This is a genomic window from Holdemania massiliensis, from assembly GCF_022440805.1.
In the GTDB taxonomy this organism is placed as follows: domain Bacteria; phylum Bacillota_I; class Bacilli_A; order Erysipelotrichales; family Erysipelotrichaceae; genus Holdemania; species Holdemania massiliensis_A.
This window is the reverse complement of sequence record NZ_JAKNTK010000001.1, coordinates 3272927-3292578: the sequence shown is the minus strand read 5'-3', so window position 1 is coordinate 3292578 and position 19652 is coordinate 3272927. Positions and strand designations below refer to the sequence as shown.

Annotated in this window: 16 protein-coding genes and 3 rRNA genes; 17 read left to right on the top strand and 2 right to left on the bottom strand. The window is 49.6% G+C overall.

Annotated elements, in window-relative coordinates:
- Positions 1–1140, bottom strand: a complete 1140-nt coding sequence (tgt, locus tag MCG46_RS15315) for a tRNA guanosine(34) transglycosylase Tgt (RefSeq protein WP_154240556.1) — start codon at positions 1138–1140, stop codon at positions 1–3.
- Between the two features lie 110 nt (positions 1141–1250).
- Here tgt and MCG46_RS15310 point away from each other — a divergent pair, with 110 nt between their 5' ends.
- From MCG46_RS15310 to MCG46_RS15245, 14 genes are all read left to right on the top strand, one after another.
- Entirely contained in the window at positions 1251–1553 is a 303-nt protein-coding gene (locus tag MCG46_RS15310) for a hypothetical protein (protein ID WP_020225782.1), read from the top strand.
- A gap of 449 nt (positions 1554–2002) precedes the next feature.
- Positions 2003–2269, top strand: coding sequence for a hypothetical protein (locus tag MCG46_RS15305; protein WP_240280737.1), 267 nt, complete (start codon positions 2003–2005; stop codon positions 2267–2269).
- A 257-nt stretch (positions 2270–2526) separates the two neighbouring features.
- Positions 2527–4062: ribosomal RNA gene (locus MCG46_RS15300) — 16S ribosomal RNA — on the top strand.
- 253 nt (positions 4063–4315) lie between these two features.
- Positions 4316–7211: ribosomal RNA gene (locus MCG46_RS15295) — 23S ribosomal RNA — on the top strand.
- Positions 7212–7306: 95 nt separating this feature from the next.
- Positions 7307–7420 (top strand): 5S ribosomal RNA (rrf, locus tag MCG46_RS15290).
- Together the 16S, 23S and 5S rRNA genes form the textbook arrangement of a ribosomal RNA operon.
- Positions 7421–7595: 175 nt before the next feature.
- Complete coding sequence (locus MCG46_RS15285; RefSeq protein WP_240280736.1) at positions 7596–8582, top strand: Gfo/Idh/MocA family protein; 987 nt, start codon at positions 7596–7598, stop codon at positions 8580–8582.
- A 281-nt stretch (positions 8583–8863) separates the two neighbouring features.
- On the top strand, positions 8864–9520 hold the full coding sequence (locus tag MCG46_RS15280) for a 5-bromo-4-chloroindolyl phosphate hydrolysis family protein (protein ID WP_020224549.1): 657 nt from the start codon (positions 8864–8866) through the stop codon (positions 9518–9520).
- Positions 9517–10068, top strand: a complete 552-nt coding sequence (locus MCG46_RS15275) for a hypothetical protein (protein ID WP_240280735.1) — start codon at positions 9517–9519, stop codon at positions 10066–10068. Before MCG46_RS15280 ends, MCG46_RS15275 begins: the two co-directional genes overlap by 4 nt.
- A gap of 3 nt (positions 10069–10071) precedes the next feature.
- Positions 10072–10986, top strand: coding sequence for a TPM domain-containing protein (locus MCG46_RS15270; protein WP_240280734.1), 915 nt, complete (start codon positions 10072–10074; stop codon positions 10984–10986).
- 251 nt (positions 10987–11237) lie between these two features.
- A complete protein-coding gene (locus MCG46_RS15265; RefSeq protein WP_240280733.1) occupies positions 11238–12188 on the top strand; it encodes an L-lactate dehydrogenase in 951 nt (316 codons plus the stop codon).
- A gap of 155 nt (positions 12189–12343) precedes the next feature.
- Positions 12344–13492, top strand: a complete 1149-nt coding sequence (gene hflX, locus MCG46_RS15260; RefSeq protein WP_240280732.1) for a GTPase HflX — start codon at positions 12344–12346, stop codon at positions 13490–13492.
- Between the two features lie 3 nt (positions 13493–13495).
- Positions 13496–14557 (top strand): serine hydrolase domain-containing protein, encoded by a 1062-nt coding sequence (locus MCG46_RS15255; protein WP_240280731.1) that lies wholly within the window; start codon positions 13496–13498, stop codon positions 14555–14557.
- Positions 14558–14633: 76 nt separating this feature from the next.
- Complete coding sequence (locus tag MCG46_RS15250) at positions 14634–15119, top strand: hypothetical protein (protein ID WP_020224543.1); 486 nt, start codon at positions 14634–14636, stop codon at positions 15117–15119.
- On the top strand, positions 15116–15487 hold the full coding sequence (locus MCG46_RS15245) for a VOC family protein (RefSeq protein WP_240280730.1): 372 nt from the start codon (positions 15116–15118) through the stop codon (positions 15485–15487). Before MCG46_RS15250 ends, MCG46_RS15245 begins: the two co-directional genes overlap by 4 nt.
- Before the next feature lie 249 nt (positions 15488–15736).
- On the opposite strand, the gene MCG46_RS15240 is transcribed toward MCG46_RS15245, so the two are convergent.
- The gene (locus MCG46_RS15240; RefSeq protein ID WP_240280729.1) at positions 15737–16405 is read right to left on the bottom strand and encodes a GntR family transcriptional regulator; all 669 of its coding nucleotides are present in this window, start codon (positions 16403–16405) and stop codon (positions 15737–15739) included.
- A gap of 285 nt (positions 16406–16690) precedes the next feature.
- Here MCG46_RS15240 and MCG46_RS15235 point away from each other — a divergent pair, with 285 nt between their 5' ends.
- From MCG46_RS15235 to MCG46_RS15225, 3 genes are read left to right on the top strand one after another with little or no spacing between them, the layout of a single operon-like run.
- Positions 16691–17809: a 4-hydroxybutyrate dehydrogenase gene (locus MCG46_RS15235; RefSeq protein WP_240280728.1), complete on the top strand. Its 1119-nt coding sequence runs from the start codon at positions 16691–16693 to the stop codon at positions 17807–17809.
- Between the two features lie 10 nt (positions 17810–17819).
- Positions 17820–18662, top strand: a complete 843-nt coding sequence (locus tag MCG46_RS15230) for a transketolase (RefSeq protein WP_240280727.1) — start codon at positions 17820–17822, stop codon at positions 18660–18662.
- Positions 18662–19639 (top strand): transketolase family protein, encoded by a 978-nt coding sequence (locus tag MCG46_RS15225; RefSeq protein WP_240280726.1) that lies wholly within the window; start codon positions 18662–18664, stop codon positions 19637–19639. The genes MCG46_RS15230 and MCG46_RS15225 overlap by 1 nt, the downstream gene beginning before the upstream one ends.
- The last annotated feature ends 13 nt before the right edge of the window (positions 19640–19652 follow it).

The window sequence follows — 19652 nt, the reverse complement described above, 5'->3', positions numbered from 1 at the left end:
TCAGAACCCCCTCGAATCGACACTGTTCAGGTTGTATTTTTTAAACAGTTCAGCTTTAAAATCACCGAAGCGGTCTTCCCGGATCGCTTTTCTGGCTTGTTCTGTCAAGCTTAACAGAAACCGTAGATTATGGATCGACATCAAACGGCTGCCCAAACCTTCGTTGCAGCGGAACAGATGCCGCAGATAGGCCCGGCTGTAATTTTTGCAGGTGTAGCAGTCACATTCCGGATCCAGAGGACCGAAATCTTCCTCATAATCTTGTTTCTTAATGTTGATCCGACCCTGCGAGGTCATCAAGGTACCGTGGCGGGCAATCCGAGTCGGCAGGACGCAGTCGAACATATCGACGTTGCGCAGAATTCCTTCCAGGATCGCATCGACGGACCCGACGCCCATCAAATACCGCGGTTTTTCCCAAGGCAGGTATTTGACGCTGTAATCAATCATCTTATACATCGTTTCCTTCGATTCGCCGACCGAGGTGCCGCCGATGGAATAGCCTGGGAAGTCCATTTCCGCCAGGGTTTTGGCACACATCTCGCGCAGATCCTGATACTCTCCACCCTGTACAATGCCGAATAAGGCCTGCTCCTCAGGGCGCTGGTGAGCTTCTTTGCCGCGCTTTGCCCAGCGCAGCGTCCGCTCAACACTGTTTTTCATGTAATCGTAGGAACAAGGATAAGGCGCACATTCATCAAAGCTCATGATGATGTCCGCTCCGATCTTGTTTTGGATCTGAATTGATTTTTCCGGACTTAAAAATAAGGTGGAACCATCCAGATGGCTCTTGAAGGTAACGCCTTCTTCTTTAATTTTGCGCCGATCTGCCAACGAAAAGACCTGAAATCCGCCGCTGTCCGTCAGCATCGGTCCGGAATAGTTCATAAATTTCTGGACGCCGCCGGCTTTATCGACAATGTCTTCACCCGGCCGCAGCCACAAGTGATAAGTGTTGGCCAGAATGACCCCGGCCCCCAAAGCCTTAATTTCCTCCGGCGACAGGAATTTCACCGTCGCCAGGGTGCCGACAGGCATAAACATCGGCGTTTCTACGTCGCCATGCGGCGTATGCAGGATGCCGCAGCGGGCACCTGACTGTTTGCACACATGGGTAATCTCAAATTGAATTGCACTCATATATTTTTTCACCGCCACTATTCTAACATAAAAGACCCAACCCTGAAAGGAAAAGCCGGAATAAGCTGTGTTTCACCGGCATAAGCCTAGAGCAAGAGGAGGCCTGAATGATGGAAGAAAATAAAGAAGAGATTCAATGGATCACTAAGATACGCCGGCACTTTAATCTGCGGATCGAAATTTACAAACGTAAAAAAACAATCAAACAATGCAAAAAGGAAATCCTCCAGACAACTTTGCAGCTGGGAAAGGTGACTTATCAATGCTTTTTAAATCAGAAGGAAAGTGAAGAGATCGCCGCCTTGTCTTCTTACATCCAGCAGCGTTTAGCGACGGTAGCCGAACTGGAGCAGCAGATCCAGCAGCTCAGACAAGGAGAAGAAGAACAGGATTTCCTTGATGCGATGTTTTAACGTTGGATTGGGTTTTGATCAGCCAGAGAAGAAAAGGAATGGCAGGAAACCGCAGCAAACAGAATTGTCTTTTCATCCTATTATATAGGACAGATTATATTAGGACTGAGTGTTCGTTGAGTTTTGTAGAAGTAAAGACAGGAAAAAAACATCGGAGTAGATCAGGCAAGGATGGGATAACCTTGCTTTTTCTGTTGGAGCTGAGATTAACCAAGGGCGTAAAGTTTGGTGGAATAAGCGAAATCGTATAGGGGTGATGCTGCTAATCCGATCACACAGGATCCAGGATTGAATCATAAAGATAAGGATGTCCTACCTCATTGATAGGAAAGTGTATCCGAACCTATCCAGTCAGGCGAATCGATCTCTTTCATTGGGTGATAGTATCCGAGCCTTTGTGATGGAAAGGATTCAATAATGGAGAAAAGATTCAATGCAGAGTCTTAAAGATGCTGAAGCAGAATTTGAGAAAAAGGACTGCTTGGAAAAAACGAATTCTTGATAGGGACACAAAGCTTAAGTTCCTGGCTGTTGAAAGTCAGAAAGAAAAAGAGAGAAAGAAAAAGACAGCACGAAAGAGATTCAGGAAGATCGGGACTGAGAAAGACCGACATAATAACAAGAACCAACAAGACAGGAAAAACGCACAAATAGAGAATCAGAAAGGAATTCAAAAACAGAAGGACCCAGGAATGAAATCCTTAACGAATTCGTAAAAGCCCTTGAAAATAAGGCGTTGTTATGAATTTCAAGCAGATGGAATCAAGAGGAAGGCAAAAAGTGAACAAAAAAATGAAAAAACTTTAAAAAGTTGTTGACAGAAAACAGTGGGTTTGGTAATATAAATGAGCACCTCGCGAGAGGGCGTCGATCTTTGAAAACTAAACAGGAAGAAAAGCACAAAAATACAACGTCAATTCATAAAGAATCTGTCTTAGGACAGAGGATATAAAACGAGCTAAACAAACTCGAACAAATGGAGAGTTTGATCCTGGCTCAGGATGAACGCTGGCGGCGTGCCTAATACATGCAAGTCGAACGCTTTGTAAAGGAGCTTGCTTCTTTACGAGGAGTGGCGAACGGGTGAGTAATACATAAGCAATCTGCCCATCGGCCTGGGATAACAGTTGGAAACGACTGCTAATACCGGATAGGTTAGTTTCTGGCATCAGGGACTAATTAAAGTTGGGATACAACACGGATGGATGAGCTTATGGCGTATTAGCTAGTAGGTGAGGTAACGGCCCACCTAGGCGATGATACGTAGCCGACCTGAGAGGGTGACCGGCCACATTGGGACTGAGACACGGCCCAAACTCCTACGGGAGGCAGCAGTAGGGAATTTTCGGCAATGGGCGAAAGCCTGACCGAGCAACGCCGCGTGAGTGAAGAAGGCCTTCGGGTTGTAAAGCTCTGTTGTGAAGGAAGAACGGCTCATAGAGGGAATGCTATGGGAGTGACGGTACTTTACCAGAAAGCCACGGCTAACTACGTGCCAGCAGCCGCGGTAATACGTAGGTGGCGAGCGTTATCCGGAATTATTGGGCGTAAAGGGTGCGCAGGCGGTTTGAAAAGTTTAAGGTGAAAGCGTGGGGCTTAACCCCATACAGCCTTAGAAACTGTCAGACTAGAGTACAGGAGAGGGCAATGGAATTCCATGTGTAGCGGTAAAATGCGTAGATATATGGAGGAACACCAGTGGCGAAGGCGGTTGCCTGGCCTGTAACTGACGCTCATGCACGAAAGCGTGGGGAGCAAATAGGATTAGATACCCTAGTAGTCCACGCCGTAAACGATGAGAACTAAGTGTTGGGGAAACTCAGTGCTGCAGTTAACGCAATAAGTTCTCCGCCTGGGGAGTATGCACGCAAGTGTGAAACTCAAAGGAATTGACGGGGGCCCGCACAAGCGGTGGAGTATGTGGTTTAATTCGACGCAACGCGAAGAACCTTACCAGGTCTTGACATATCAGGCAAAGGCATAGAGATATGCTGGAGGTTATCCTGAATACAGGTGGTGCATGGTTGTCGTCAGCTCGTGTCGTGAGATGTTGGGTTAAGTCCCGCAACGAGCGCAACCCTTGTCTTTAGTTACTAACATTAAGTTGAGGACTCTAGAGAGACTGCCGGTGACAAACCGGAGGAAGGTGGGGATGACGTCAAATCATCATGCCCCTTATGACCTGGGCTACACACGTACTACAATGGCGGATACAACGAGAAGCAAGACAGCAATGTGGAGCAAACCTCAGAAAGTCCGTCTCAGTTCGGATTGAAGTCTGCAACCCGACTTCATGAAGCCGGAATCGCTAGTAATCGCGGATCAGCATGCCGCGGTGAATACGTTCTCGGGCCTTGTACACACCGCCCGTCAAACCATGAGAGTTGGCAATACCCGAAGCCGGTGGCCTAACCCGTAAGGGAGGGAGCCGTCGAAGGTAGGGCTGATGATTGGGGTTAAGTCGTAACAAGGTATCCCTACGGGAACGTGGGGATGGATCACCTCCTTTCTAAGGAGAAAGACGAGAAAAGTTGGATTTTGTGGAAAAGTAAGTCTGTTTAGTTTTGAGAGATCGAAAGATTTCTCAGTGCAGTGATTGTTCTTTGAAAACCGAATAACAGAAAACAGATAGAAAGACATGATCTTTCTGAAAAGTTGAAAAGATTTCAAAAATCAGAACAAGATATTTGAAGTTGAACGTTGAACAGTTCTTAAGAAAGAAAAGCGTAACTGGACGACTCGCAGTCAAGACAGGAACGCGTGATTAAATGAATAAGGGCGTATGGTGGATGCCTAGGCATGTAGAGCAGAAGAAGGACGCAGCTAACGGCGAAACGCGACGGGGAGTGGTAAGCACACATCGATCCGTCGGTCTCCGAATGGGGAAACCCAGCGCGAGTAATGTCGCGTTACCCATGAGTAAATACATAGCTCATGAGGAGAGAACCCAGGGAATTGAAACATCTTAGTACCTGGAGGAAAAGAAAATAAGAATGATTCCCTCAGTAGCGGCGAGCGAACGGGGAAGAGCCCAAACCAGCCTCAGGGCTGGGGTAGTAGGACCACAACGTGGTACGTTAACCGATAGAAGAAGGACATTGAAAGGTCCGCCAAAGAGGGTGCAAGCCCCGTAATCGAAATTGGAAGACGACCTAGTGGAATCCTGAGTACGGCGAGGCACGTGGAACCTTGTCGGAAGCATCCGGGACCATCCGGAAAGGCTAAATACTCCTACATGACCGATAGTGAACCAGTACCGTGAGGGAAAGGTGAAAAGAACCGCGGGAGCGGAGTGAAATAGAACCTGAAACCATATGCTTACAAGAAGACAGAGCCCGTTAAGGGGTGATGTCGTGCCTTTTGTAGAATGAACCGGCGAGTTATGTTATCGTGCAAGGTTAAGTGGAAGACACGGAGCCGAAGCGAAAGCGAGTCTGAAGAGGGCGAGAGTACGATGAGATAGACCCGAAGCCGTAGTGATCTAGCCATGACCAGGTTGAAGGTTGGGTGAAACCAACTGGAGGACCGAACCGACCCCCGTTGAAAAGTTGGCGGATGAGTTGTGGCTAGCGGAGAAATTCCAATCGAACACGGCGATAGCTGGTTCTCCCCGAAATAGCTTTAGGGCTAGCGTCGAAGTAAGGGTAGTGGAGGTAGAGCACTGAATTCATGATGGCGCCGTCAAGGTGTACTGAATGAAATCAAACTCCGAATGCCATTATGTCATCTTCGGCAGTCAGACTGTGGGTGATAAGGTCCATGGTCAAAAGGGAAACAGCCCAGATCATCAGTTAAGGTCCCAAAATTACTGCTAAGTGGAAAAGGATGTGGGGATGCACAGACAACTAGGAGGTTGGCTTAGAAGCAGCCACCCTTGAAAGAGTGCGTAACAGCTCACTAGTCGAGTGACCCTGCGCCGAAAATTAACCGGGGCTAAGCAGTATACCGAAACTATGGCAATGACTTCGGTCATTGGGTAGGGGAGCGTTCCATGGGCGTCGAAGCCGTACCGGAAGGAGCGGTGGAGCGCATGGAAGTGAGAATGCCGGTGTGAGTAGCGAGATGCAGGTGAGAATCCTGCACACCGATAGACCAAGGATTCCAGGGGAAGGTTCGTCCGCCCTGGGTAAGTCGGGACCTAAGGCGAGGCTGAAAAGCGTAGTCGATGGAAAACAGGTTGATATTCCTGTACCCGCGCATTGAGTGATGGAGTGACAAAGAAGGCTAACCGGACCGGTAAATGGATTCCGGATCAAGCGAGGTAGGAGGCAGTCAGGCAAATCCGGCTGTCAATCTGAAGGCGTGATGAGGAGCGAACGGGCGACCTAGTAGCGAAGACGGCGATGCCAGCTTTCAAGAAAAGCTTCTAGCGCAAATCAATGAGCGGCCCGTACCAAAACCGACACAGGTGGTCAAGGCGAGAAGCCTAAGGTGAGCGAGAGAACTGTTGCCAAGGAACTCGGCAAAATAGCCCCGTACGTTCGCAAGAAGGGGCGCTCGAAAGAGCCGCAGTGAAGAGGCCCAAGCAACTGTTTAACTAAAACACAGCTCTCTGCAAAGTCGCAAGACGAAGTATAGGGGGTGACGCCTGCCCGGTGCTGGAAGGTTAAGAGGATGTGTTAGTGGCAACACGAAGCATTGAATTGAAGCCCCAGTGAACGGCGGCCGTAACTATAACGGTCCTAAGGTAGCGAAATTCCTTGTCAGGTAAGTTCTGACCCGCACGAAAGGCGTAATGATTTGGGCGCTGTCTCGGCAGCAGACTCGGTGAAATCTTAGTACCTGTGAAGATGCAGGTTACCCGCAACTAGACGGAAAGACCCCATGGAGCTTTACTGTAGCCTGATATTGAGTTTTGATCAAGTATGTACAGGATAGGTGGGAGACGAAGAAGTTGGGACGTCAGTTTCAATGGAGTCGACGTTGGGATACCACTCTTAGTTGATTGAAATTCTAACCTATATCCGTGAACCGGGTAAGGGACAGTGTCAGGTGGGCAGTTTGACTGGGGCGGTCGCCTCCTAAAGAGTAACGGAGGCGCCCAAAGGTACCCTCAGATTGGTTGGAAATCAATCGACGAGCGCAAATGCAGAAGGGTGCTTGACTGCAAGACAGACAAGTCGAGCAGGGACGAAAGTCGGGATTAGTGATCCGGCGGTGCAGAATGGAATGGCCGTCGCTTAACGGATAAAAGCTACCCTGGGGATAACAGGCTGATCTCGCCCAAGAGTTCACATCGACGGCGAGGTTTGGCACCTCGATGTCGGCTCATCGCATCCTGGAGCTGAATTCGGTTCCAAGGGTTGGGCTGTCCGCCCATTAAAGCGGTACGCGAGCTGGGTTCAGAACGTCGTGAGACAGTTCGGTCCCTATCTGTTGTGGGCGTAGGAAATTTGAGGAGAGCTGTCCTTAGTACGAGAGGACCGGGATGGACCCACCGCTGGTGCACCAGTTGTATCGCCAGATGCATAGCTGGGTAGCTAAGTGGGGAACGGATAAACGCTGAAGGCATCTAAGCGTGAAACCGACTCCGAGATGAGATTTCCCATTTCCTAGAGAAAGTAAGACCCCTTGAAGACGACGAGGTAGATAGGTCAGAGATGGAAGCACAGTGATGTGTGGAGTTGACTGATACTAATCGGTCGAGGATTTAATCACATGAGGAAAAAACAAACGTTCATAACAAAGTAAGAAAGAGCAAGACTTTCTAGAAGCAACTGTTATTTGGTTTTCAGGGAATAATCCTGAAACGATCTGGTGACGATAGCGAAATGGTCACACCTGTTCCCATCCCGAACACAGAAGTTAAGCATTTCCGCGGCGAGAATAGCTATGCCTGCCATAGTGAAGGCAGCTCGTTGCCAGGTTCTTCGGTTCCCTTTTCCGGGGAACTTTTTTTGTCTTCTTTTGCTTGGAAAGTCCCTGTTTTTTCTTGTCCCTTGAATTAAAACTTCATTCGTTTTACGAATTCAACGTTTTTTTATCCCGTGCTCAAGACAAAGCGGACAGGTTCTGTTACAATAGGAGCAGAGGTGATTACAAATGAAAATGGGAACGATTGGCACAGGCATGATTACAGAGTGGCTGAACACAGCCTTTGAGGACAACGGATTAGAATGTACCGCAGTCTATTCCCGCAAAGAGGAAACCGGTCGGCGGTTGGCTGACAAATACAACATGCCGAAGGTGTATACGGATTTGGATGCAATGCTTCATGATGAAGAACTGGACTGCATCTATATTGCTTCACCCAACAGTCTGCATTATTCGCAAGCGATAAAGGCGTTGGAAGCCGGCAAGAATGTCATTTTGGAGAAACCATTTGTTTCCACAATTGAGGAATGTCGGACCTTGATTGAAACTGCCAAGAAACATCACCGTTTCTTATTTGAGGCGATTACGGTACCGTACAATCCGAACTATCAGGTCATTCAAGAACGGATTGCCGAACTGGGCTCACTGAAGATGGTGCAGTGCAATTTCTCCCAGTATTCCAGCAAGTTTGACAAGTTTAAAAACAATGAAAATCCAAACGTTTTCAATCCGCAGTTTTCCGGCGGCGCGCTGATGGACATTAATATTTATAACGCGCACTTTATTATCGGCTTATTCGGTGCGCCAAAATCCTTGAAGTATGTTCCAAACATCGCAGCCAATGGCATTGATACTTCGGGCATTCTCGTTTTTGATTATGATGGTTTTCTGGCCTGCGGTATCGGCTGCAAGGATTCCGCAAGTGAAAATATCTGTCAGCTGCAGGGCGACAACGGATATATCGTCGTTCACAGCGCGTCTTCCGTCTGCGCGAAAGCGGAAGTCTGGCTGAAAGGCGCGAAAGAACCGGAAGTCATCGACCTGATGGAAGGCCATGGCGGACATTACTTTGAGGTCAAGAACTTCAAGCAGATGATCGAGAACGAGGATTATGAAGGCTGTTATCAAAAGCTTGAATATTCCTATAAGGTCATGGAACTTGTCCATACCGCGCGTTTAGCGGCTGGCGTTCGATTCGCGGCTGATCAGAAATAAGATCAATTGATCCCTGGCAACAGGGATTTTTCCTTGTTTGGGCTGGAATCGATCACAGGCTGTTTCAGGATCTAACTTCGCTTTCGGTGGAAAAACGGCATGGAATACGATACAATAGAAAACAGATGTTGGAGAGTGCTGCTTGTCCAGAATTTCAACAGAAAGCATATTCTGCAATTCCTGCAGAACAACGAGACCTAGAAACTTGCCGCTGTCGGCTTAATCGAGAACCCAATCTGACAAGATTCAAGCCCGCAGGACAACCCAACAGGAGGTACAACATGACTGGGAAAACAGAAATCATCCGAAAGCCTTCGCCCTGGCCTATTCTCATCGCTGCTTTGGCGTGGGCGATTGTTTGTCTGATTTTGCCGATGATCCAGCTCTGGCACTATCTAGCTGCACTTGCGGCTGGCGGGATCGCTTATGGGATTGCCCGCCATCAAATTCCGGATCAGGAAATCGAAGTGGAGATTCCGCTGACTCCGCTGCAGCAACAGCAGCTTCAGCAGCTGGAGGCGGCCCGTTCTGCCTTAACTGGGCTGCAGCAGGCAGCCGCGAAGGTTGAGGATCCGGCCATGACTCAGGATCTGCGGAAGATTGAATCTGTCTGCCGTCAGATCGTCGAGGAAATGGAAAAGCAGCAGCGCTTTAACGATCAGGCTCGCCGGCTGGTTGATTATTACCTGCCGATGCTGACGAAGCTGTTGGAAACCTATGATGAGCTGGAAGCGGATCCGCTGCAGACGCAGAACATTCAGAATTCCCGTCAGAATATCAAGAAAACTGTGAAGCTGTGCGCCGAAGCGTTTGTTAAGCAGTGGGATGATCTGCATGAACATCAGTCAATGGAAATTCAGGCCGACAGTGATGTGCTGGAAACGCTGCTGGTCAAGCAAGGTTTAGTATCGCCGGGACAAAAGGAGGATAAGGCATGAAAATGACGCAGAAAACCGCTTTTATTCTGGCGGTCCTCCTGGTTCTGGGCAGTGCCTGGGGCAAAGCCAGGCTGACATTCAGTTCGATGCAGAAGCAGCTGGATGTTGTATATACGGAAGGCGTGGATCATGACGGCCAGTCGATCGCTCAGGATATCCAGGCCAAGCAGAATACGGCCCGCAACTGTGTGACCATTGCCCGCCGATATGATTCTGCGATCAACGCTTCGCTGATCATCGCGGTAGAAAACGCCGCGGAAAATTTGGATCAGGCAGGCTCAATGAGTGAACGCCGGCGCTTGGAAACCAAGCTGGATACGGCCTTTGCTTCACTCAGTTCAGCGCTTTTAGAAGCCTCGCTTTCGCAGAAAGACGAAGCCTATGTCGTCGGTTTCATGTCGGAATATCTGGCCAGTCAGGATCGGATTGAACGCGATCCCTATCATGAGAAAGCCGCTGCGGTTTTGAAGGACACGGCCGGCTGGTTTCCGTCATTGCTGCAAAAGCTGACGGCCAGTTCACTGGATATTTATCAAATTGGAGGATAGTTTATGAAAAAGCTCGCACAGGGACTGATTTCTTTTCTGGCGATGATCGCGCTCAGCATCTGGACAATCAGCGCTTTTACCGTACCGCAGCCGCTGGAAAACTTCTATGTTGCTGATTATGCCAATGTGATCAACAGTCAGGATGCAGAGGCCATCCGTTCAGCGAATCAAACGCTGGAAGCTAAAAATGGATCGCAGATTGTTGTTGCTACCTTTGATTTTCTGAACGGCGAGGCGATTGACGACGTTGCTTATGATCTGTTCAATGGCTGGAAGATCGGCAGCGCGGCGGATAACAACGGCGTCTTGCTGGTGCTGGCAATCGGGGAAGAGGATTATTATTGTCTCCAGGGCAAAGGCTTGGAAAAGACCCTGCCTACCTCGGAAATCCAAACCATTCTGGATTCCGTGCTGGAACCGGAGTTTGCCGCGGGCAATTACAGCAGCGGTGCTTTAAAAACAGTGCAGGCTCTGGCGCAGCGACTAGAAAAAACGGCAGGAACACCGGTGGTCAACACCGCGCCGTCACAAGGCGGCGGGGGAGGAACGCCCTATACCGCACATTCATCCTTTAGCTTCTTTGGGATGCTGCCTGCTATCTTCCTTATGCTCTTCGTCTTTGTGATCGTCGTCGTACTTTTGTCCGCTTTTACACCGCGCCGCCGGCGTTATTATGGCGGCCCGGTATTCCGTCCGCGCCGCCGTTATTACGGACCTCGTCCGCGTCCAATGGACCCATGGGGGCCGGAGCGCCGTCCGCGTGAACCGCGTCCAACCTACCGTTCTTCTTCTACCCGCAGTTCTTTTGGCGGCGGATCTGCATCTCGGTCTTCCGGAGCCGGCCGTTCCTTTGGCGGCGGGATGAACCGCGGCGGCGGGGGTGCCAGCCGAGGCGGCGGAGCTGGCCGTCGGAAATAAACAGCTCTGTCTCATTGTAGATCAAGCTCAGACTTATAAACGAGTGTTGCATAACATAGGCAGAGCGGGTTTCCCTTTGCCTTTTTTCGTTGTTCAGCAAGTCTTGAGATAAAAATGACAGAAATCTCAAAATAATATGAAATTCAAAAGATTCACAAGGTTTTCAGCGCATAGTTCCCCCGATTCCCGGCAATCCTGTTACAATAAAGAATAGAGAAGGGTAGATACCCTGGAAAAGGAGCTGAACTCTTATGAAAGACAGAAAAATCGTTTTGGTAGGCACGGGTTTTGTCGGAATGAGCATGGCGTATTCGTTTTTGACCACAGGCGGAATTGATGAACTGGTCTTAGTGGACGTCGATGAAGAAAAGGCCATCGGGGAAACGATGGATCTGCAGCATGGTCTGCCGTATGCCCGCAACAAACTGATCATTAAAGCCGGCGGTTATGAAGAATGTGCCGATGCGGAAATGGTGGTAATCACAGCCGGTACCGCTCAGAAGCCCGGTCAGACCCGGTTGGATATGACGGCGGTCAACACCAAGATCATGAAGAGCATCACGGAAAACATCATGGCTTCTGGGTTTGACGGTATTCTGTTAGTGGCCTCCAATCCGGTCGATTTGATGACCTATGTTGCCCAGCAGGTTTCCGGTCTGCCGAAAAATCGCGTCATCGGTTCCGGAACCATTCTCGATACCGCCCGGCTGCGCTATTTAATGAGCGAATATCTGGGGATTTCCACAAGCAACATTCATGCTTACATCATGGGTGAACATGGCGATTCCAGCTTTGTGCCATGGACACATGCCTATATTGGATGCAAGAACTTATTGGAAATGCTGGATGAGAATCATCGCGATCTGCAGGACCTCAACGAAATTTACCATCAGGTTCAGCAGGCCGCCTATGAAATCATTAACCGCAAGAAATCAACATATTATGGAATCGGCTTATCGCTGAATCGATTAGTGCGGGCCATCCTGGACGATGAACATGTAATTCTGACAGTCTCCTGTTATCAGAATCAGGAGTATGGTCAGGAAGGGCTGTATATCGGCGTGCCGGCGATCATTACGCGCTCCGGCGTGGAAACGATCATCAAACTGAAGCTGAATGAAGTCGATCAGGGGAAGTTTGATGCCAGCTGTGAAACGTTGAAAGAGATTATTGATTCAACCATCGCGCCGATCCTGTGCTGATGACAGCGGCATGCGGCTGTGCGAAGCAAGAAGAACGAGGAAAATCGGGTCTTGGCCCGATTTTCTTGTGATGGGCAAAGCGATCAAAGCAGCGGTCAGGTTAACGCCGTTTCAGGAAAAGATCGTGATTGAGACATAAGAAAGGGCAAACCGGAATGAAATCTATCGTATTGGCAGGACTAAGAATTCAGGAGAACGAAACCGAGTGGGAACAGAAGCTCAGCGAAGCGGCGATGTTGTGCGAAGCCTGCGGCATGGAAGTGAAGGCCCGTGTGTCGCAGAAGGGACAGAAAACCCATCCGCGCACCTTAATCGGATCGGGTAAAGTCGCTGAACTGAAACAGATCAGTGCGGAAGAACAGGCGGAAGGCGTCGTTTTTATCAATGACCTGAGCGGAATTCAGCTGCGCAATCTCAGTCAGGAATTAGCTTTGTCTGTAATCGACCGCAGTGCGCTGATTCTGGAAATCTTTGAACAGCGGGCCCGCACTCGCCAGGCGCGGCTGCAGGTGGAAGCGGCTCGGCTGGCCTATCAGCTGCCGCGTCTGGTTCTCGGTCAGATCCATGCCGATCAGCAGCAGGGCGGCGGCGTCCGCAACCGCGGAGCCGGGGAAACGCGCCTGGAACGCTCCCGGCGAACAATCGAAAAACAAATCCGGGATCTTCATGCCCAGCTTAAACAGCTGCAGCTTCAACAGTCTGTCCAAAGCCGGAAACGCCGCCGCAGCGGACTGAAGCAGGTATGCCTGATCGGATATTCCAATGCTGGGAAGTCCTCGCTGATGAATGCGCTGCTCACCTTTCGTTCGATTTCGCCCACAAAGCAGGTCGACGCGGTAGATCAGCTGTTTGCGACGCTGGATTCAGCGACGCGCAGAATCAAACTGGCCGGACGGGCTGAAATTCTGCTCAGTGATACCGTTGGTTTTGTCCGGGATCTGCCTGATTTTCTGCTCGACGCCTTTGAATCGACGCTGCAGGAAATTCAGGAAGCGGATCTGCTGCTGGAGGTGATCGATGCCTCTGATCCGCAATGGGAATTCCAGCATGAAGTTGTCATGCAGACGCTGCGCCGGCTGCAGGTTCTGCAGCTGGATCGGCTGTTGGTTTTCAACAAAGCGGATCGGGTTGAACAGTGGCCGCGCAAGGATGGGATTCTCATCAGCTGTCAGACCGGCCAGGGGCTGGAAGAATTGATCCAAGAACTGCTTTTACGGCTGGATTTAACGTCGCTGGCCAAACCGGAAATAGGGGATGAATTTTTATCGGAACTAAGCTATAATGAGGACGAAAGAGGAGAATGAGCGATGTTGAATGAAAAGAAACTGGAAGCATTAAAACAATATTTAGAGAGCTGTGTGGATAACGGTACCTTTCCGGGCTGCAACTGCGCGGTGATCACTCAGGATGAACAATGGAAATGCAGCGTGGGTTATAAGCAGCTGGTTCCTGAAAAAGAGGCTAACAGCCTGGATACGATCTACGATCTGGCTTCGATCTCCAAGGTACTGGTAACGACGACCTGCATTCTGAAGCTGATTGAAGAAGGTGCGATCACGCTGAAAACAAAGATTGCGGAGATCCTGCCGCAGTTTTGCCAGAAAGAACTGACGATCAAGGACTGCATCACGCATACCTCCGGTCTGCCTGCGGATATCAACGGATATAAGCTGATGAAGGACCGCGATGAAATGATCGAAGCCGTATGGAAGATGGAGCTGGAATATCCGACCGGAACTCAGGTTCAATATTCCGACGTCAATTTCATTCTGTTGGGTTTGGTCATCGCCCAGCTGAAAGGTAGTCTGGACGGCTATGCCAGAGAAGTCATGTTTGAACCATTGGAAATGCGGGAAACTTGTTACAATCCGGATCCGTCGCTGGCGGAGCGCTGCTGCGCGGAAGAAGTGATGGAAAGCCGCGGCGGTGTAGTACGCGGAGTCGTCCATGACGGCAAGGCCTTCAAGCTGGGCGGCGTCAGCGGTCATGCCGGCGTATTCTCAACCTTAGAAGATATTTCCCATTATATCTCGATGCTGCTCAACGGCGGTGTTTATAACGATAAGCGTTATTTCAGTCCGCGGACGATCGAGCTTCTGCAGAAATGCCAGACAACCGGTCTGAATGAGAAGCGTTCCATCGGCTGGATTCTCTCCGATCCCAATTACGCTCTAGGCGACTACACCAGCGATGCCTGCCTGTATCATACCGGCTTTTCCGGTCCGTCGATCATTGTCGACTTCAAACTGGGGATCGGGGTTGTAACGCTGGCCAACCGCGTTCATCCAACCCGTTCCAACGGCAAGATTCTGACCGTCCGCAATCAGATTCACAATTTAGCACTCCAGGCAACCGACGACATTTTGTGATGTGATGTGAAAATCACGCAGAGTTAAAAAATCACGGTATAATAAGGATGTTGGAAAAAGAAAGGAAGCTCTTTCTGTGAAATCAAAAGTATTGAAAATTCGCAATTTGCCCGCAGAAATGCAGGTGCTGAATGAAGTCAAGGTGAAACCGATCGGTTCACTGCTGGCCTTGATGCTGGTTTCCGGAGTTTTCATTATTTCCGGATCCACCATTGCCATAATGGGCGTTGTATTACTGGCGATTTCTTCATATGCGCTGCTGGTGATGCCCGACCGAATTTTAATGCAGTTTACGGATGAGTTTCTCGTGTTGTATAATCGGAAAAACCGTGATGAATGTATGTTGATTTATTGGGATGAAATCTTGCTTTGGCAGTATCAGAAGCATAACAATGAGGATCAGTTATGGCTGCAGCTGACCGATGGCCAGACGGAAACAATTGAATGTTTCAACCGCAATAAAATCGTACCTTATTTTAAAATTTATGCGAAAGGAAAAGAACGGCAGTTGAAACCGGCACGGCGCCGGCGGTCAACCGCTAGTTCCCGGCAGAAAATATGAAATTTACGTTTAATCATTTTAACTTCAACGTGCTGAACATGCAGCGTTCGCTGGAATTTTACGAACAGGCATTGGGGCTGCATATCGCCCGCAAACATACCGCGGCCGACGGAAGCTTCCAGCTGATTTATCTGGAAGATGATCTGGGTCAGTTTCAGCTGGAACTGACAGAGCTGAAAGACCGGACAGAGAAATATGATTTGGGTGAGTGTGAGTTCCACTTGGCCTTCACAACCGATCACTTTGAAGAAGCGCACCGCATTCATCAGGAGATGGGCGTGATCTGCTTTGAAAATTCGGGAATGGGCATTTATTTCATAGAAGATCCGGATGGCTACTGGATCGAAATTGTACCGGCTAAAAAATAAGCAGGCAGGAAGTGTTCGTTTCCGCAAAGCAGAGGGGCTGCGCTGGATCAACGCTTACCGGATCTGAATTCAAAAAGAAAAGACCGTAACCCAAACTTATCAGCAGGAGCAGCGTGCCGAAGGAGAAGGGAAACGGTCTTTTTTGCGTGGAGAAAGGAAGTTCTCAAACGAAACGGACTGGCTGGAAGAATGGACTTAGTCCAACGATTTGTCCGCAGAGGAGACTTCAAGCATTCGGTTACTGAATGTTTATTTCAATGCTGGGGAAAGAAGAAAGAAGTCCTTGGGATACGTGTCTTCCAGATGATAGAAGACAAGCAGATGATCGAGGATGACGGATAACGCCTTCTGTTGATCCCCTTGAAGCATCGCATCGACGATCTCAAAGTGCTGAAGCAGGTGTTTCTCTTCCTCTTCTTCCGGCTGACTTTGATGCAGCAGGATAAATTGAATTCGCAGATACAGCTCATTTTGCATTTTACATAACAATTCATTGCCGCTGATTTGGGAAAGCTTCGTATGAAAATCAGCGTCGAAGCGCCGGCGCAGCCTTCCATCCTGATTTTGATAAGCCGCAAAGCAACTCTGTGCGATATCCCGCAGCTCCAACATTTCTCTTCGGCTGCCGTTAAGCATGGCCAGACGCAGGGCCAGGACATCTAGGGAAATTCGGATCGTTCCGATTTCCTGAATCTGTTGATCGGTAAACTGAGCGACCGCGGCATAGCGGTTAGGCACCAGATCGATCAGTCCGTCGTTGCTTAATAGGCGCAGCGCTTCACGGATCGGCGTGCGGCTGATCCCAAACTGTTCGGCAATGGTGACTTCGGCGATCTTCTCACCCGGTTTTAACTGACAGCTGAATATTTGATCTAAGATGAAGTGATACACTTCATTGCTCAATGCATTTTTACTCATGTTTCTCACCTCGAACGAATTATGATTGCAGGCGCCGATAAAAGGAGCCTTTTGTTTTTTTCTTCAGAGAGCTAGGAAAAGTATAGCATTCTCCTGGAGAAGAAGCAAATGAATCGTATACAAAAAAGAAGATTGAATTCTATTTATATGAATTGTATACAATTATATTGACTTGTCGACATTTTAAGCTATAATGAAATCAGATCAAGAGACAAAAGCTGCATCAGTTTTGTTTCTTCTTTCTTGAAAACGCGTCGTTTTGTGCTGCGGCGCAGGAGGAATGCCATGAAAGAATTTGTTTTGCGAACAAAAATCACCCAGTTTTCCACCGTTGAAGAATTCGCCCAAAGCCTCGAGCTTACCGGCCAGGACCTGATTTTAACCAGTCAATTCTTAACTGCCTCTCTGCAGGTGCCTCAATTTTCGGATGTCCCGCGGATGATTGCCGAGGATTACGGCCGGGGAGAACCGACAGACCGGCAGATTGATGCGATGCGCCGCGATTTGCCGCAGAACGTCCGCCGGCTGATCGCCGTAGGCGGCGGAACGATCATTGATATCGCGAAATTTCTGACACTGGATTATCCGGGAACTCTGGACGATTGTTTAAGCGGAAATGATGAATTTACCCAAGGGCGGGAATTGATCGTGGTGCCGACGACCTGCGGTACCGGCAGTGAGGTGACTAATGTGGCCATCACGGAACTCACCAAGCGGAAAACCAAAAAAGGCCTGGCCGATGACCGGCTGTATCCGGCACAGGCTGTTCTGATTCCGCAGCTGATCCGTTCTCTGCCTTATCAGGTATTCGCAACGAGTTCGATTGATGCCCTGATCCATGCGGTTGAATCTTTCCTTTCTCCCCAAGCCACGGTTTACTCCCAACTGTTTTCCACCGCAGCCATCCGGCTGATTCTTTCCGGTTATCAAAAGACCGCGGCCAATGGAAAAGAATCTTGGTGCGAGCAGGCAGAAGACTTCCTGCTTGCGAGCAACTATGCCGGGATTGCTTTCGGCAACGCCGGCTGTGCGGCAGTTCATGCTTTAAGTTATCCTTTAGGCGGGGTATACCATATTCCGCATGGCGAAGCCAATCAGCTGTTGTTTGAAGCGGTATGTAGAAAATATGAACAACTGGAACCTGAGGGTCGTCTGACTGATCTGAAGCATCTGTTAAGTGAAATTCTTCAGGTTCCCGCCGATCAGAGCTTGGACGCTTTATTCACCTTGATGAATACGATTCTTAAACGCCGGCCGCTGTGTGAATACGGCATCCGTCGGGATGAACTGGAAGGCTTTGCCGACAGCGTAATCGAAGGGCAGCAGCGATTGTTAAAAAACAACTGTGTCCCTTTAAGCAAAGCGGACATGCTGGCGATTTACGAAAGTATTTATAATCAATAGGAGCAGAAAAATGAATAAAATACAGGAATTAGAAATACTGGCGGCCCGCATCCGCAAGACGATCTTAGCGGAAATGGCCGGAACGGGGGCTGGCCATGTCGGCGGTTCCATGTCGATCGCGGACGTATTGGCAGTTTTATATGGCGAAGTCATGCAGATTGATCCAGCTAATCCCCGTTGGGAGAAACGGGATCGGATGGTGGTGTCGAAAGGTCACTGCGGCCCGGCTTTGTACGCGGCGCTGGCTGAACGCGGCTATTTTCCGCGGGCGTGGATCCCCACTGTCAATCAGCCCGGTACACATCTGCCCAGCCATTGCGACAAAAACCGCGTTCCCGGCGTGGATATGACGACCGGATCGCTGGGCCAGGGCATGTCAACAGCATTGGGTCTGGCCTGGGGACTGCGCTATCAAAACAACTCCGCTACGGTCTATCTGATCCTGGGCGATGGAGAATGCGACGAGGGACAGGTTTGGGAAGGTGCACTGTTTGCTTCGACGCAGAAGCTGGGCAATGTGATTGCCTTTATCGACCGCAATGAAAAACAGCTGGATGGCTACACCAAGGATATCTGCGACGTCGGAGATCTCAGAACGAAGTTCGAGGACTTCGGCTGGTATAGTCAGGAGGTGGACGGCCACGATATAACGGCCATGCTCAAGGCGATTGAAAATGCCAAAGCCAGAGAGGGTCAGCCGTCGATGATCGTTCTGCATACGATCAAGGGGAAAGACTGTCCGTTTGCCGAAGGCGTTTTCTACAATCATCACATGACGATGAGTCCTGATCAAATCGAACAAGCGCAGCAATTTCTCGATCAGAAGATCGCACGGCTGCAGGAGGAAATCTGATGTTTAAATGTTGCTCTGTGATCCAGACAGAAGAAAAAGAAATGCGCGAGGTGTTTGCGGAAGTCATGGAACAGCTGGCGCAGGCGGATCCGCGCGTCATTTATCTGGATTGCGATATTATTAACTCGATTAAAATGACGAACTTCGCCCAAACCCATCCCGAACGCACGATTAACTGCGGCATTCAGGAAAGCAATATGATCGGTGTTGCAGCCGGCTTGTCAGAAACGGGTCTGATTCCGTTTGCCCATACCTTTGCCCCGTTTGCGACGCGCCGGGTGATGGATCAGGTCTTCGTTTCCTGCGCCTATGCCAAGCTCAACGTCAGGATTATCGGATCGGATCCGGGCATTACTGCCGGAAGCAACGGCGGTACGCACATGCCGCTGGAAGATATTGCAGTGATGCGTTCAATTCCGACGGTCACCGTGATTGAACCGACAGATTCGATTGTCTTAGCCGATATGCTGCGGCAAACCAAAGATTTGTTCGGTGTTTATTACCTGCGGCTTTCCCGCAAAAAGAGCGAACAGATTTATCAGCCAGGCTCTACTTTTGAAATCGGCAAGGCCAACTGTCTGCGGGAAGGATCCGATCTGACCTTGATTGCCAGCGGCATCTGTACCGCGGATGCCTGCCGGGCAGCTCAGCTGCTGGCTGAGGAAGGCATTCAAGCCCGGGTCTTGGATATGTTTACAATCAAGCCGATTGACCGTGAAGCGATTGTCCGGGCGTCACAGGAAACCGGAGCGATCATCACCATTGAAAACCATAATATCTTGAACGGACTGGGCAGTGCCGTTGCGGAAGTGCTGGCCGAGGAAGCTCCGTGCCGGATGATCCGGATGGGAGCGCAGGATCGCTTCGGTGAAGTCGGAACGCTGCCGTATCTGAAACAAGTTTTCCACATGACGGTTGAGGATATTCTCACCCAAGCCCGCAAAATCATCGCCCTCAAAGCTGCGGAACATCATTAACCTTAAAGCAGCC

Bases quoted from the DNA above. Each gene is read 5' to 3' on its own strand.
- tgt (WP_154240556.1), bottom strand. From the start codon at position 1,140: ATGAGTGCAATTCAATTTGAGATTACCCATGTGTGCAAACAGTCAGGT.
- MCG46_RS15310 (WP_020225782.1), top strand. From the start codon at position 1,251: ATGGAAGAAAATAAAGAAGAGATTCAATGGATCACTAAGATACGCCGG.
- MCG46_RS15305 (WP_240280737.1), top strand. From the start codon at position 2,003: ATGCTGAAGCAGAATTTGAGAAAAAGGACTGCTTGGAAAAAACGAATT.
- MCG46_RS15285 (WP_240280736.1), top strand. From the start codon at position 7,596: ATGAAAATGGGAACGATTGGCACAGGCATGATTACAGAGTGGCTGAAC.
- MCG46_RS15280 (WP_020224549.1), top strand. From the start codon at position 8,864: ATGACTGGGAAAACAGAAATCATCCGAAAGCCTTCGCCCTGGCCTATT.
- MCG46_RS15275 (WP_240280735.1), top strand. From the start codon at position 9,517: ATGAAAATGACGCAGAAAACCGCTTTTATTCTGGCGGTCCTCCTGGTT.
- MCG46_RS15270 (WP_240280734.1), top strand. From the start codon at position 10,072: ATGAAAAAGCTCGCACAGGGACTGATTTCTTTTCTGGCGATGATCGCG.
- MCG46_RS15265 (WP_240280733.1), top strand. From the start codon at position 11,238: ATGAAAGACAGAAAAATCGTTTTGGTAGGCACGGGTTTTGTCGGAATG.
- hflX (WP_240280732.1), top strand. From the start codon at position 12,344: ATGAAATCTATCGTATTGGCAGGACTAAGAATTCAGGAGAACGAAACC.
- MCG46_RS15255 (WP_240280731.1), top strand. From the start codon at position 13,496: ATGTTGAATGAAAAGAAACTGGAAGCATTAAAACAATATTTAGAGAGC.
- MCG46_RS15245 (WP_240280730.1), top strand. From the start codon at position 15,116: ATGAAATTTACGTTTAATCATTTTAACTTCAACGTGCTGAACATGCAG.
- MCG46_RS15240 (WP_240280729.1), bottom strand. From the start codon at position 16,405: ATGAGTAAAAATGCATTGAGCAATGAAGTGTATCACTTCATCTTAGAT.
- MCG46_RS15235 (WP_240280728.1), top strand. From the start codon at position 16,691: ATGAAAGAATTTGTTTTGCGAACAAAAATCACCCAGTTTTCCACCGTT.
- MCG46_RS15230 (WP_240280727.1), top strand. From the start codon at position 17,820: ATGAATAAAATACAGGAATTAGAAATACTGGCGGCCCGCATCCGCAAG.
- MCG46_RS15225 (WP_240280726.1), top strand. From the start codon at position 18,662: ATGTTTAAATGTTGCTCTGTGATCCAGACAGAAGAAAAAGAAATGCGC.